Source organism: Streptomyces sp. NPDC091376 (assembly GCF_044757085.1).
In the GTDB taxonomy this organism is placed as follows: domain Bacteria; phylum Actinomycetota; class Actinomycetes; order Streptomycetales; family Streptomycetaceae; genus Streptomyces; species Streptomyces pratisoli.
The window spans coordinates 170,102-181,963 of sequence record NZ_JBIVUF010000017.1; the positions used below are offsets into that span (position 1 = coordinate 170,102).

Consider the following 11,862-nt stretch of genomic DNA (forward strand, 5'->3'; position numbering starts at 1 on the left):
TCCGATCCGGCCATGGCGCCGATCGGGCGGAAAGCGCGTGACATGCCCCGCACGTCCCCGACTAGTCCCACTCATTTGTGTAATGGCGCGCCTACTCACCGTGCTGGAAGGCTCTCTTCTCGCAGGTCAACCCATGATTGCGAAGGAGTCCCATGTCGGTTGGTTCGGTTGGTGACGAGGTGCGCGAGGACCAGGCGTCGCCGCAGCAGAGTCTCGGTACGGCCGCCGCGCGGAACCTGGCGACCACCACCAAGTCGGCGCCGCAGATGCAGGAGATCACCTCGAGGTGGCTGCTGCGGATGATGCCCTGGGTCCAGGTCCAGGGCGGTACGTACCGGGTGAACCGTCGGCTCAGCTATTCCGTGGGTGACGGGCGGGTCACCTTCGTCCAGACCGGCAGCCAGGTCGAGGTCATCCCCGCCGAGCTCGGCGAGCTGCCACCACTGCGGGGGTTCGGCGACGAGGCGGTGCTGGCCGAGCTGGCGCAGCGCTGCCGGCAGGTGCGGTTCGCGCCCGGCGACGTGCTGGCCGCGAAGGGCGAGACGGCGGACCGGGTGTTCCTCCTCGCGCACGGCCGGGTGGAGCAGATCGGCACCGGTCCGTACGGCGACGAGGCCGTGCTCGGAGTCCTGGCCGACGGCGCCTACTTCGGGGAGAGGTCCCTGGTCGACGGCGACGCCGTATGGGAGTCCACGGTCCGGGCGGACACCGCGTGCGTCGCGCTGGAGCTCACCCGCCAGGACGTGCTGGCCCTCGCGGACCGAGCGGAGTCGCTCGGCGCGCATCTCCTCTCGGTGCTGTCGATCCCTCACCAGCGGACCAACAAGTACGGCGAGGCCGAAATCGATCTGTCCGCCGGCCATGTCGGCGAGGCCCTCGTGCCGCACACCTATGTGGACTACGAGGCGGCCCCGCGCGAGTACGAGCTGAGCGTCGCCCAGACCGTGCTGAAGGTCCACAGCCGGGTCGCGGACCTCTACAACCAGCCGATGAACCAGACCGAGCAGCAGTTGCGGCTGACCGTCGAGGCGCTGCGGGAGCGCCAGGAGGACGAGCTCATCAACAACCGGGAGTTCGGGCTCCTGGCCAACTGCGACTACGGGCAGCGGCTGCAGCCGCACGACGGCGTGCCCGGCCCGGACGACATGGACGAGCTGTTGTCCCGGCGGCGCGGATCCAAGCTGTTCCTCGCCCATCCGCGGGCCATCGCCGCCTTCGGCCGCGAGTGCAGCAGGCGCGGCATTTATCCGGACACCGTCGACATCGGCGGGCACCGCATCCCCGCCTGGCGCGGAGTGCCGATCTTCCCGTGCAACAAGATCCCGGTCTCGGATGCCAGGACCACCTCGATCCTCTGTATGCGTACGGGCGAGGAGGACCAGGGCGTGATCGGTCTCCAGCAGTCCGGCATCCCCGACGAGATCGAGCCCAGCCTCTCGGTCCGCTTCATGGGCATCGACGAACAGGCGATCATCTCCTACCTGGTCACGGCCTACTACTCGGCGGCGATCCTCGTGCCCGACGCGCTCGGGGTGCTGGAGAACGTGGAGGTGAGCCGCTGGCGCTGACGCCCGGCGCCGTTCCGCCGGCTCGGATCCGGCAGGGGCGGCCCGGCGCCGCCCCTGCCCCACCACCTTTCACCAGCTTCACCAGAGGACGTGACCGTGACCATGACCAGCACGGACGCCACAGCCACCGAAGGCCACGAGGCGGCGGCGCTCCTGGAACGCACCCGTAGTGCCGTCAATCCCCGTCTGCGGTCCACCGTCGAGTCCCTGCCCGGCTCCATACGCCGTGTCGCGATGTACCACTTCGGCTGGGAGCACGCCGACGGCACCCCGGCCGGAGGGTCGGCGGGCAAGGCGATCCGGCCCGCGCTGGTGCTCGCCGCGGCGCGGGCGCTCGGCGGGGACCCACGGCACGCCGTGCGCGCCGCGGCCGCGGTGGAGCTCGCGCACAACTTCACGCTCCTCCACGACGACGTCATCGACGAGGACCCGACGCGCAGACACCGGCCCACCGCCTGGACGGTGTTCGGTACCCCGGACGCCATCATCGCCGGTGACGCCATGCTGGCCCTCGCGCTGCGGCTGCTGGCCGAGGACCGGCATCCCGCGTCCGCGGCGGCCTCGGCCCGGCTCGCCGCCTGTGTGATCGAGCTCTGCGCCGGTCAGCAGGCGGACTGTGCCTTCGAGCAGCGCGGGCCGCACGAGGTCTCGCTCGACGAGTGCCTCGCCATGGCGACGGCCAAGACCGGGGCGCTGCTGGGCTGCGCCTGTGCCCTCGGCGCGCTGTACGCGGGCGCGGGAGAGGAGGAGATCGCGGCGATGGACGCCTTCGGCCGGGAGGCGGGACTGGCCTTCCAGCTCATCGACGATCTGATCGGGATCTGGGGCGACCCGGACCGTACCGGTAAACCGGCCGGCGCCGATCTGGCCGCGCACAAGAAGTCGCTGCCGGTGGTGGCGGCCCTCGCTTCCGGCACGGGGGCCGCGGCGGAGCTGGCCGAGCTGTACGGCGGCCCGATGGACTCCAGGGCCGTCCGTCGCGCAGCCGAGGCGGTGGAGCGGGCCGGTGGCCGGGACTGGGCGCAGCTCCAGGCGGCCGACCGGATGTCCCGGGCCGTGCAGCAGCTGTCGCGCGCGGTCCCGGATCTCGGGGCGGCAGGGGATCTGCTCTCGCTGGCGGAGTTCGTCACCCGACGCTCTCGCTGAGCCCGGGCAGCCTGAATCCTGGACAGTCCGAATCCGGGGGGCCCGAATCGGGGGGGCCCGAATGCGGGGCAGCCCGGCTCCGGGTGGCCTGCATCGGGGCCGCCTGAGTCCGGGCGTCCGGATCACGTGCGCGAGCCCGGGCCCCAACTCTAAGATCACAGCGGCCGGTTGGCGATCACGGAGAGGCGGGCCCGGACATGGGTGTACGGATACGACAGGCGGGCGAGAGCGACCGGGAGACGGTGGTGCGGCTCCTCGACGAGGCCTTCATGCACGATCCGGTCAGCAGCTGGGTCTTCCCCGACGAGGCGCACCGCCGCCGGGTGCACGGTGTCTTCCTCGGGGTCTTCCTGGAGGCGGCGCTCGCCGAGGGCCGGGTCGACATGGCCGAGGACGGCACGGCCGCGGCGCTCTGGCTCCAAGTGCCGGCCGACGCGCCCGAGGAGGAGGACGACACCCCCGCAAGGATGCGGGAGATCGCCGACCCGGACAACGAACGTGCCGAGCTCGTCGGCCGGCTGACCGGTGCGGCCCATCCGACGGGCAGGGCGCACGAGTATCTGCTGCTGATCGCCGTCTCCCCGGAGCGGCAGGGTGAGGGCCTCGGCACGGCGCTGCTCGCGCCCGCGCTGGAGCGCTGCGACCGGGAGGGCCTGCCCGCCTATCTGGAGGCGAGCAACGCCCGCAGCAGCAAGCTGTACGAGCGGCTGGGCTTCGCGTTCACGGACCGTACGGTGGAGCTGCCCGACGGGCCGACGATGTGGCCCATGTGGCGGGAGCCCGCATCGGGGCCTGTCGCGGAGTAGCGGAGTAGTCGGCCTTGCCCGGTCGCACCGCGGGGACGGTGGAGGGCCTTCCATCAACATGGCTTCCGGGAAAGACTCTTGCGCAACCACTACACATGGAGCACTATGGCCGAAGTGGTTCAGCTTCCCGACAGAAACAGAGGACCGGTTTGCGCAAGCTCACCTATTTCATCGCCTGCTCGATCGACGGCTTCATCGGAGACCCGAACGGCGATGCCTCGTCCATGCTCGGCCTTCTGGACGAGGAGTACCTGGAGTTCCTGAAGACGGAGTACCCGGAGACCATCCCGGTCCACGGCCGGGAGGCGCTGGGGATCCAGGACGCCGTGAACGGACACTTCGACACCCTGATCCAGGGTCGCGCCAGCTACCAGCTGGCGCTGGACATGGGCATCACCAGCCCGTACGCGCATCTACGGGAGTACGTCCCCTCGCGCACCCTGGAGAAGTCCCCCGATCCCCGTGTCGAGATCATCTCCGAGGACCTGGTCGGCAGGGTCCGCGAGCTCAAGGCCGAGGAGGGCGGACTCGACATCTACCTCTGCGGCGGCGCGCAGGTCGCAGGTGAGCTGCTCGACGAGATCGACGAACTGGTGATCAAGACGTATCCGCAGGTGTACGGGGCCGGCATGCCGATGTTCGGCACCGATTTCGCCGTCACCGACTTCGCCCTGGACTGGGTGCGCACCTTCGGCAACGGCGTGCTCGTACGGAAGTACACCAGGAAGCGGTAGCGGCAGCCGCCGCGGGCGACAGCGAGGCCGACGCGGCGACGGGCGGGCGGGAGCGGGGCCCGGCGCCGCGCGAGCGCTGTTCGTCCTGGGTGCGCGGATCTATCCTGGACGTATGGGCAGCGAAGGACGTCGGACCGTCCGCCGCCCGCAGGGCGAGTACGTGTGCTCGACCTGTGGACAGCCTGTCGGCTCCGTCATCAAACGGCGCAAGGTACTCGGGGTGTTCGTTCCCGAGTGGGATCCCGGACCCTGTCACAACCCCGACTGCGCGCGCGGCAGCGACGACGCGCCGGGCGCGGGGCGTGAGGCGGGGCGTGAAAGGGAAGCGGACGGCACGAAGGGCACGAGCGAGGAGCCGGCCGACGGCTCGGCCAAGGGTTCGTCCGCGTAGCCCGATCCGTGCCCAATCCACGCAGAACCGTTCGAGAGCCGACCGGATGTACGGCGGAGCCGGTCGTACCGCTACAGTCCGCGCCATGTCATCGGAGTCGACGGAAGTCTGGACCGGCTGGTACCGGGACCGCCAGGGTGCTGAAGCGATAGCCCTCACGGTCGCGGCGAGCGGGCACAAAGTACGCACCCGTATCAGGGGAGTTGAGTACGAGGGTCCGAGTTTCGGCGCCCTGGGCGCGGCGGACTCGGGCGGGGCGCTCGCCGGCTGCGTACTGGAATGGGACATGCCGTTGCCCGTCACCCTGGACGGTACGGCGGGGCGGGCCACGCTCAGCTGCCTCCTGGCGATCGGCGGACCCGGGCCGGACGGGGCGCCGGACCGGGTGGACCTGAGTCTGACCCTGCACTTCGGCGGAGCGGTGTACGAGTCCGGAATCGCCGGCGGCGACTTCGACGAGGCGCTCGGACGGATCCGGCGGCAGCTACCGGAGGGCGCGGAATTCGGGCAGCGGCTGGCGACCAGCGCCTGACCCGCGCGGCAGGTCACTGGTGATTCGACGCGAGCCAGCCCGCGTCCACGCCCGGATTGTCGTCCTCCACGACGAACTCCTCCTCGGTCTCGGCGGGTTCGAAGCCGGCCGCGGTGAGTGCCGCCAGCAGTCCTTCCAGAGCGGCGCGGGCTGCGGTCCGGCCGCTGCCGTGGACCCGCTGGGTGACGAAGCGTTCCTGGACGCCGTCGGCGTGGACACGGCGGGCGTTGCGTGAGACATGGGCGTTGTGCCGCTCGGACACGGCGGCCAGCAACCCCGCGTCGTGCCCGTAGGGCAGCCGCAGCTTGACGTGGTGCTCGAAGTGGCAGTGGCCGGGCAGCCCCCGGGCGTCCTCGGCGGTGCGCGGCACGCCGTCGTTCCACGGCGCGGCCTCGATCTTCGTCCGTACGACGGGGAACCCGGCCGCCGTGAGCCGCTCCGCCAAGGCCCGTGCCGTGCGCCGCTGCCCGGCGAGCGTGCCCGTGCCCGAGAGGGTGAGCATGGGCTGGGAGGGGGTACGGCCGCGGGCCAGCAGGATGTGGGTGAACTTGATCCCGTGGCTCTCCGCCCAGCGGGCCAATGCCTCGACGCTCCGTGGATCGTCCTGAGGCGTCCCGATCGTCACGTGCGTCTCGAACTCACCGGCGAAGTAGCGCGTGCCGTCGGGTCCGGCGGGTCCGGCGCGGCCGTCGCCTCTGTCAGGTCCGTCGGGTCCGTCGTGTCGGTCGGGTCTGTCGGGCCTGTCGTGATCCACCGCCCGACGCTACCAAGGGCGCGGGACGGGAGCGCCCCGTGCCCGGGTTGCGGAACCCGGGCACGGGGCGCCGTGAGGTCGCGGCGGGTCAGGAGACCTTGGCGAGGGCGGCGGCGAGACCGTTCGCCCAGAGCTGGTCGACGCGGGCGCGCTCGGCCGCGTCGGGGTTCGCGTTCTGGCAGGACGTGCCGGGGCCGCCGCCCGACATCAGCTCGCTGCACGGGCCGGAGTAGTGGTCGGGAAGCCCGAGCACATGGCCGGTCTCGTGAGCGGTGACGCGGGTGGAGTTGTACTGCTGGTTCTGCTGGTAGTCGAGGAAGATGTAGCCGTTGCCGTGCCCGTCCGTGCTGGCGTACGAGCCGCGCGGGTCATTGCCCTCGTAGTACCGGAAGTCGGGGTTGCTGCCCTCCTGCAGCCGTACGTTGGAGACGGAGCCGTTCCATATCTGAGTGCTGCTCGATATCTGCGAGCGGAAGCTCGGCGCGTTGCTCGCGTTGTAGACGACGGTGACGGCCTGGGCGCCCGGGTTCTCGGCGCGCTTCTCGGCGACCGACTTCACGACCGCGTCGAAGAAGGCCTTGGTCGCCCTGGCGTCCTCCGACGAGCCGGCGTACGCGACGGCCGAGGAGAGCGTGCCGGTGGGGACGGCAGCGCTCGTGGTGGCGGGGCTCGCGGTGGCGGGGACGGCGGCGGTCAGCGCGGCGGCGATGCCGAGGCCGAGGGCGGCGGAGAGTAGCGCCCTGGGACGGCGTCGCTCGGGGTGCTTCATGGGGGGTTCTCCTCGTCCGAGTGGGGGTTCGGTTGGGGAGAGTGTCGAGGAACGCGACTGCGCGCGGATGATGCCAACTGCCGATAGCACCAGGGCATCACGGCGGCGACCAGCGCCAACTAGCAAGAATTTCAGGGATATTACTGCGACACAGGTGCCTGGTGTGACTCGGGGTGCCGTTCTAGGCTCGTGGTATGGAACTGGAGGTGAGGCACCTGCGAGTGCTGTGCGCGATCGCCGACGCGGGCAGCCTGCACCGGGCGGCCCGGCAACTGGGGATGAGCCAGCCCTCTCTGACGACCCAGCTGCGCCGCATCGAGAACACCCTCGGCGGGGAGCTGTTCCTGCGCGAACGCACCGGCTGCCGGCCCACACCGCTCGGCCGCTCGGTCCTCAGCCGCGCCCGTCCTCTCATCGACGAGATGTCGGCGCTCCTGACGGAGACCAGGGCGGCCGTGGCCCGCGGCCTGGACGACCGCCGGCTGCGGATCGGTTCCACGGCGAGCCGCGCCCTCGCCGGCTGGCTGCGCCGCCTCAGACAGCGGCTGCCCGACGGCATGGACCTGTCCCTCCATATGAACGTGTCCGCCAACGTCCTGTTGCGCATGGTCGCCGCAGGACACCTCGACGTGGCGTTCGTCCACGAGGTCGAGGGCTGCCCGCTGCTCGTCCCCGACGGTCTGCCGCGGCGCGTACTCGTCGAACGCGAACCGCAGTTCATCTCCATGGCGCGCGACCATCCGGCCGCCGCGGACCCCGTCGTCGATCTGACCGACCTCGCCGAGGACCGGTGGATGGTCGATCCGACGGTCGACGGCGAATGGGACGGCCTGCGCCGCGTACTGGCCGCCGCCGGAATCGACCCCCCGGTCCTGCACGCGGACTACCACACCGCCGCGTCCCTCATCGTGGTCGGCGAGGCGATCGCCCCCTGCCAGCCCACCTCCGGCCCGCGCGAGGACATGGCGATACGCCCGCTGCGGGGCGACCCCCTGGCCGTACGCCTGCTGCTCTACAGGCGCCCGGGCGCCGACACGGAGATCCACGGCCTCCTCTACGCCGAACTGGCCGCGGCCTACCGCGAAGCGGCTCTGCGCGCCGCCCCGTACCGGCAGTGGCTGCTGCGCAACAAGAGCCCGCTGCTGCACGCACCCGCCGCGTGAGCCGTCGTCCGCACACACCGGCACCCGCCGCACGGGCGTCCGCCGACGTGGCGCCTGCCCGCCTGCTGCCCGCGTGCTGTCCGCCGAGGTGCCGCGCTCCCGAGGTGACGCCCTCCTGAGGGGTGGCGCCTTCCCGAGGTGGCGTCAGCGGACCACGCGGCCGCGGAGGATGATCCGGGAGGGATGGGCCAGGACCGCGGGGTCGAGGGCCGGGTCCGTGTCGTACGCCACGAGATCGGCGGGCGCGCCGTCCGTCAGCCCCGGTAGCCCCAGCCACTCGCGGGCCGTCCACGACGCCGCGCCCAGCGCCGCCTCGGCGGGCATACCGGCGCGGGCCAGCCAGGCGGACTCCGCCGCGACCGTCCCGCACGGGAAGCTGTCGGTGCCGGCGAGGACGGTGACCCCGGCCTCGTACGCCGAGCGGACGTTCGCGAGCAGGCCCTCCCAGCCGGTGAGGAAGTCGTCACGGTAGGGGCTGCGCTCACGGGCGCGGAAGGCGTCGACCTTCGCGCCGAAGACGCCGAGTGTGGGAACGAGCGCCGTGCCCTGGGCGGCCATCCGGTCGAGCAGTCCCGGATCGAGGTGCATCCCGTGCTCCAGGCTGTCGGCACCGGCGAGCACGGCGTTGCGCGCGCCCTCGGCGGTCTGGCAGTGCACCGAGACCCGGCCGCCGGCATCGTGCACGGCCGTCACGGCCGCGGTCAGCAGATCCAGCGGCACGGCGGGCTCGTCCCACCGCCAGTCACCGATGACCTTGCACCAGCCGGAGGACGCCGAGGCCTCCTCGACCGCCGCCACCGGTAGTTCGTCCTCGCGGATGTCGCGCCCGAACCCGGGGAAGAACCTCCCGGGCGTCGCCAGCCACCGCCCGGCCGACCGGACGCGGGGCAGTTCCTCGTCGACGTCCACCCACGGCGGCATCCGCGCCGCGGTCCCGGGCGTACGGACCAGCAGGACACCGGCGTCCCGGTGCTGCAGCAGATGCTTGCGCAGCACCGAGTCGTCGAAGGGCTCGGTGGTCTTCTCCGTACCCGGATGCGTGTGCACATCGACGAGCCCCGGCAGCAGAAAGCCGCCGTCCACCACGAGCTCGGCGTCGGCCCCCGGCGCGGGATCGGCGCGCAGCCGGTCCCCGTCGATCCAGAACGTGCGCTCCTCCCGCTCGGGTAGGACCACACCCCGCACCAGCCGCAGTCCCGCTCGCTCCCCGCTCATCGGGCGAAGCCGTCCCGTGGGCGGCGCAGATCGTCATCGGCCGGTGATGAGCTCATGGAGCCACTGTACGAAAGCGCTCGGACAGGGAGCGAACTCGCCCAGCTGTCACGGGTGTTGACGTGTCACACGCCGGTGACCGCGCGCCCGCGACGGCCGGCCCCGAGCCGCCACGCCGTCACAGGTTCGGCCCCGCACCGAAGGGTGCGGGGCCGAATCCGTGTTCTGCGTCCGAGTGGGGGACGTGAGGCCTCAGGCCTTCTTCGTCTCCCAGAAGATGCGGTCGATCTCGGCGATGAGCTCCAGCGCCTTCTCGCCCGTCTTCGGGTCGGTCGACGCCTTGGCAGCCGAGAGCGCCTTCAGGGTCTCGTTGACCAGCTGGTGCAGCTCGGGGTACTTCTCGAAGTGCGGGGGCTTGAAGTAGTCGCTCCACAGGACCGACACATGGTGCTTGGCGAGCTCCGCGCGCTGCTCCTTGATCACCGTGGCGCGGGCCTGGAAGTGCGGGTCGTCGTTCGCGGCCATCTTCTCCTGGACGGCCTTGACCGACTCGGCCTCGATACGGGCCTGGGCCGGGTCGTACACGCCACAGGGGAGGTCGCAGTGTGCGCTGACCTTCACCTTGGGGGCAAACAGGCGGGAGAGCATTGAGCTGTCCTTCCTCGTGATCGTCTTCTCAGGTGGGACATTACTCCGTGAGTGACTCGATTTCGCGAGTGCCCCCATGGGCTTAGGACAAAAGTCCAGGGCGAGTATGGGACCGGTGGCCGAACGCACCGAAGGACCCGGAGGTGGCCGATGACGGAGCAGGGGCGGGAGCCGAGGGCGCTCTTCGGGATCGCGGAGGTGACCGGGCCCTCCATGTACCCGACGCTGGCGCACGGCGACCGGCTGCTCGTGCACTACGGGGCCGGTGTCGGGCCCGGGGACGTGGCCGTACTGCGCCATCCGCTGCAGCAGGACCTGCTGATCGTGAAGCGGCTGGTCGAGCGGCGCGAGGGCGGCTGGTGGGTGCTGGGGGACAACCCGCACGCGGAGGGGGACAGCCGGGTCTTCGGCGCGGTCCCCGAGGATCTGCTGCTGGGGCGGGTACGGGCGCGGTACCGGCCGCACCCGCGGGGTCAGGCGTCGGTGACGGGGGTGCTGGCCTGGGCGGTCTCCGCGGTACGGCCCGTGCTGTCGGACCGCTCGGTCTCCAGACGCTTGCGGGCGCGGTAGGCGGCGACGTTGGCGCGGGTGGCGCAGCGGTCGGAGCAGTAGCGGCGCGAGCGGTTGGTGGACGTGTCCAGGTAGGCGTTGCGGCAGGGTGCGGCCTGGCAGAGGCCCAGGCGGTCGACGCCGTACTCCGTGAGGTGGAAGGCGAGTCCCATCGCGGCGGTCGCGGCGTATCCGGCGGTCGCGTTCGACGGGTGGTCGGCGAGGTGCATGTGCCAGCGCGGCCGGCCCTCCTCGTCGAGGTAGTCGTGGCCGGAGATCTGCGGGCTGACCGGGAACTCGAGCAGCAGGGAATTGAGCAGGTCGACGGCCTGGGTCGGGTCGCCGGAGTCCGCCGCGGTGAAGACCGCGCGCAGCCTGCCCCGTACGGAGCGGAACCGGGTGACGTCCGCGTCGGTCGCGCGGCGCGCCATCTGGGAGGAGGCGCCGAAGAGCTCGCGGACGGCCTCGACCGACGTGAGCGTGTCCTTGCCGCGCGCCGGCTCCTCGGTGTTGACCAGGCGCACGGCGTAGTCCGAGTAAGAGGCCAGTTCCACTTGTAGTCCTTACGAATGAGGTCTAGTGTCGGCGATGGATGAAGTAACAGATGCTGTGACTTCGAGGGTATTACGGATAGGGGAGGTTCGGATGGCGGAGACCGCGGCGACGACCGGCACCGACTGGCGCGCCTGGCAGGAGAGCTGGGACCGCCAGCAGGAGTGGTACATGCCCGATCGCGAGGAGCGGTTCCGGGTGATGCTGGACATGGTCGAGGCCTTCGCCGGCCCCGAGCCGAGGATCCTGGATCTCGCGTGCGGTACGGGAAGTATCACGGACAGGCTGCTCGAGCGGTTCCCCGGAGCGCGGAGCGTCGGGGTCGATCTCGACCCCGCCCTGCTGGCCATCGCCGAGGGGTACTTCGCGGGGGACGAGCGCGTCACCTTCGTCACCGCCGACCTCAAGGACCCGGGGTGGACCGAGGCCCTTCCGTCCGGCTCGTACGACGCCGTCCTGACCGCGACCGCGCTGCACTGGCTGCACAGCGAACCGCTGGCCGCGCTCTACCGGCAGATCGCCGGTCTCGTCGTGGACGGCGGCGTCTTCATGAACGCCGACCACATGAAGGACGACACCACTCCCCGGATCAACGCCGCCGAGCGTGCCCACCGCCACACCAAGATGGACGCCGCCAAGGCGGCCGGAGCGCTCGACTGGGCCGACTGGTGGGCCCTGGCGGCCAAGGATCCCGTGCTCGCCGAGCCCACCGCCCGCCGCTTCGAGATCTACGGCGAGCACGCCGACGGCGACACCCCGTCCGCCCGCTGGCACGCCGAGACGCTGCGCGCCGCCGGCTTCGCCGAGGCCCGCCCCGTATGGGCCTCGCCCTCGGACGCGCTGGTGCTCGCCCTGAAGTGACCGGACGAAGGACGAACGCCGGAGGCGGCAGGGCATTCCCTGCCGCCTCCGGCGTTCGGTACGAAAGTCCACCGAGCGTTACAGCACCTTGGAGAGGAAGGCTTTGGTGCGGTCGTGCTGGGGGTTGGTGAGGACGTCGCGGGGGTTGCCGGATTCGACGACGACGCCGCCGTCCAT

General features: G+C 71.3%; 14 protein-coding genes and 1 pseudogene. 9 read left to right on the forward strand and 6 right to left on the reverse strand.

Annotated features, from left to right (window positions below; translation table 11 throughout):
- Positions 1 to 152 precede the first annotated feature (152 nt).
- The 6 genes from ACIQMR_RS30630 (at position 153) to ACIQMR_RS30655 (ending at position 5,177) form a co-directional block, all read left to right on the forward strand.
- On the forward strand, positions 153 to 1,568 hold the full coding sequence (locus ACIQMR_RS30630; RefSeq protein WP_401394026.1) for a family 2B encapsulin nanocompartment shell protein: 1,416 nt from the start codon (positions 153 to 155) through the stop codon (positions 1,566 to 1,568).
- Positions 1,569 to 1,670: 102 nt separating this feature from the next.
- Positions 1,671 to 2,714: a family 2 encapsulin nanocompartment cargo protein polyprenyl transferase gene (locus tag ACIQMR_RS30635; protein ID WP_401394079.1), complete on the forward strand. Its 1,044-nt coding sequence runs from the start codon at positions 1,671 to 1,673 to the stop codon at positions 2,712 to 2,714.
- A 197-nt stretch (positions 2,715 to 2,911) separates the two neighbouring features.
- Positions 2,912 to 3,520, forward strand: a complete 609-nt coding sequence (locus tag ACIQMR_RS30640; RefSeq protein ID WP_401394029.1) for a GNAT family N-acetyltransferase — start codon at positions 2,912 to 2,914, stop codon at positions 3,518 to 3,520.
- A gap of 149 nt (positions 3,521 to 3,669) precedes the next feature.
- Positions 3,670 to 4,254 carry a dihydrofolate reductase family protein gene (locus ACIQMR_RS30645; RefSeq protein WP_401394032.1) on the forward strand — a complete coding sequence of 195 codons (585 nt, stop codon included), beginning with the start codon at positions 3,670 to 3,672 and terminating at the stop codon, positions 4,252 to 4,254.
- Positions 4,255 to 4,366: 112 nt separating this feature from the next.
- Entirely contained in the window at positions 4,367 to 4,645 is a 279-nt protein-coding gene (locus ACIQMR_RS30650) for a hypothetical protein (protein ID WP_401394035.1), read from the forward strand.
- An 85-nt stretch (positions 4,646 to 4,730) separates the two neighbouring features.
- The gene (locus ACIQMR_RS30655; RefSeq protein WP_401394037.1) at positions 4,731 to 5,177 is read left to right on the forward strand and encodes a DUF6304 family protein; all 447 of its coding nucleotides are present in this window, start codon (positions 4,731 to 4,733) and stop codon (positions 5,175 to 5,177) included.
- Between the two features lie 13 nt (positions 5,178 to 5,190).
- Here ACIQMR_RS30655 and ACIQMR_RS30660 read toward each other — a convergent pair whose 3' ends face one another.
- A complete protein-coding gene (locus ACIQMR_RS30660) occupies positions 5,191 to 5,931 on the reverse strand; it encodes a hypothetical protein (RefSeq protein ID WP_401394040.1) in 741 nt (246 codons plus the stop codon).
- A gap of 88 nt (positions 5,932 to 6,019) precedes the next feature.
- The gene (snpA, locus tag ACIQMR_RS30665; RefSeq protein WP_401394043.1) at positions 6,020 to 6,700 is read right to left on the reverse strand and encodes a snapalysin; all 681 of its coding nucleotides are present in this window, start codon (positions 6,698 to 6,700) and stop codon (positions 6,020 to 6,022) included.
- 194 nt (positions 6,701 to 6,894) lie between these two features.
- Here snpA and ACIQMR_RS30670 point away from each other — a divergent pair, with 194 nt between their 5' ends.
- Positions 6,895 to 7,863, forward strand: coding sequence for a LysR family transcriptional regulator (locus tag ACIQMR_RS30670; RefSeq protein WP_401394046.1), 969 nt, complete (start codon positions 6,895 to 6,897; stop codon positions 7,861 to 7,863).
- A gap of 144 nt (positions 7,864 to 8,007) precedes the next feature.
- On the opposite strand, the gene ACIQMR_RS30675 is transcribed toward ACIQMR_RS30670, so the two are convergent.
- Positions 8,008 to 9,078, reverse strand: a complete 1,071-nt coding sequence (locus ACIQMR_RS30675; protein ID WP_401394049.1) for an amidohydrolase family protein — start codon at positions 9,076 to 9,078, stop codon at positions 8,008 to 8,010.
- Positions 9,079 to 9,327: 249 nt separating this feature from the next.
- Positions 9,328 to 9,723, reverse strand: a complete 396-nt coding sequence (gene sodN, locus ACIQMR_RS30680; RefSeq protein ID WP_093652587.1) for a superoxide dismutase, Ni — start codon at positions 9,721 to 9,723, stop codon at positions 9,328 to 9,330.
- 150 nt (positions 9,724 to 9,873) lie between these two features.
- Here sodN and sodX point away from each other — a divergent pair, with 150 nt between their 5' ends.
- Positions 9,874 to 10,293 carry a nickel-type superoxide dismutase maturation protease gene (gene sodX / locus ACIQMR_RS30685; protein ID WP_401394053.1) on the forward strand — a complete coding sequence of 140 codons (420 nt, stop codon included), beginning with the start codon at positions 9,874 to 9,876 and terminating at the stop codon, positions 10,291 to 10,293.
- Here sodX and ACIQMR_RS30690 read toward each other — a convergent pair.
- Positions 10,197 to 10,826 carry a CGNR zinc finger domain-containing protein gene (locus tag ACIQMR_RS30690; protein ID WP_401394056.1) on the reverse strand — a complete coding sequence of 210 codons (630 nt, stop codon included), beginning with the start codon at positions 10,824 to 10,826 and terminating at the stop codon, positions 10,197 to 10,199. The genes sodX and ACIQMR_RS30690 overlap by 97 nt on opposite strands.
- 91 nt (positions 10,827 to 10,917) lie before the next feature.
- On the opposite strand from ACIQMR_RS30690, the gene ACIQMR_RS30695 reads away from it, so the two are divergent.
- A complete protein-coding gene (locus tag ACIQMR_RS30695; protein ID WP_401394059.1) occupies positions 10,918 to 11,685 on the forward strand; it encodes a class I SAM-dependent methyltransferase in 768 nt (255 codons plus the stop codon).
- 78 nt (positions 11,686 to 11,763) lie between these two features.
- Here ACIQMR_RS30695 and ACIQMR_RS30700 read toward each other — a convergent pair.
- Positions 11,764 to 11,862: pseudogene (locus ACIQMR_RS30700) on the reverse strand (ectoine/hydroxyectoine ABC transporter ATP-binding protein EhuA); the annotation flags it as partial.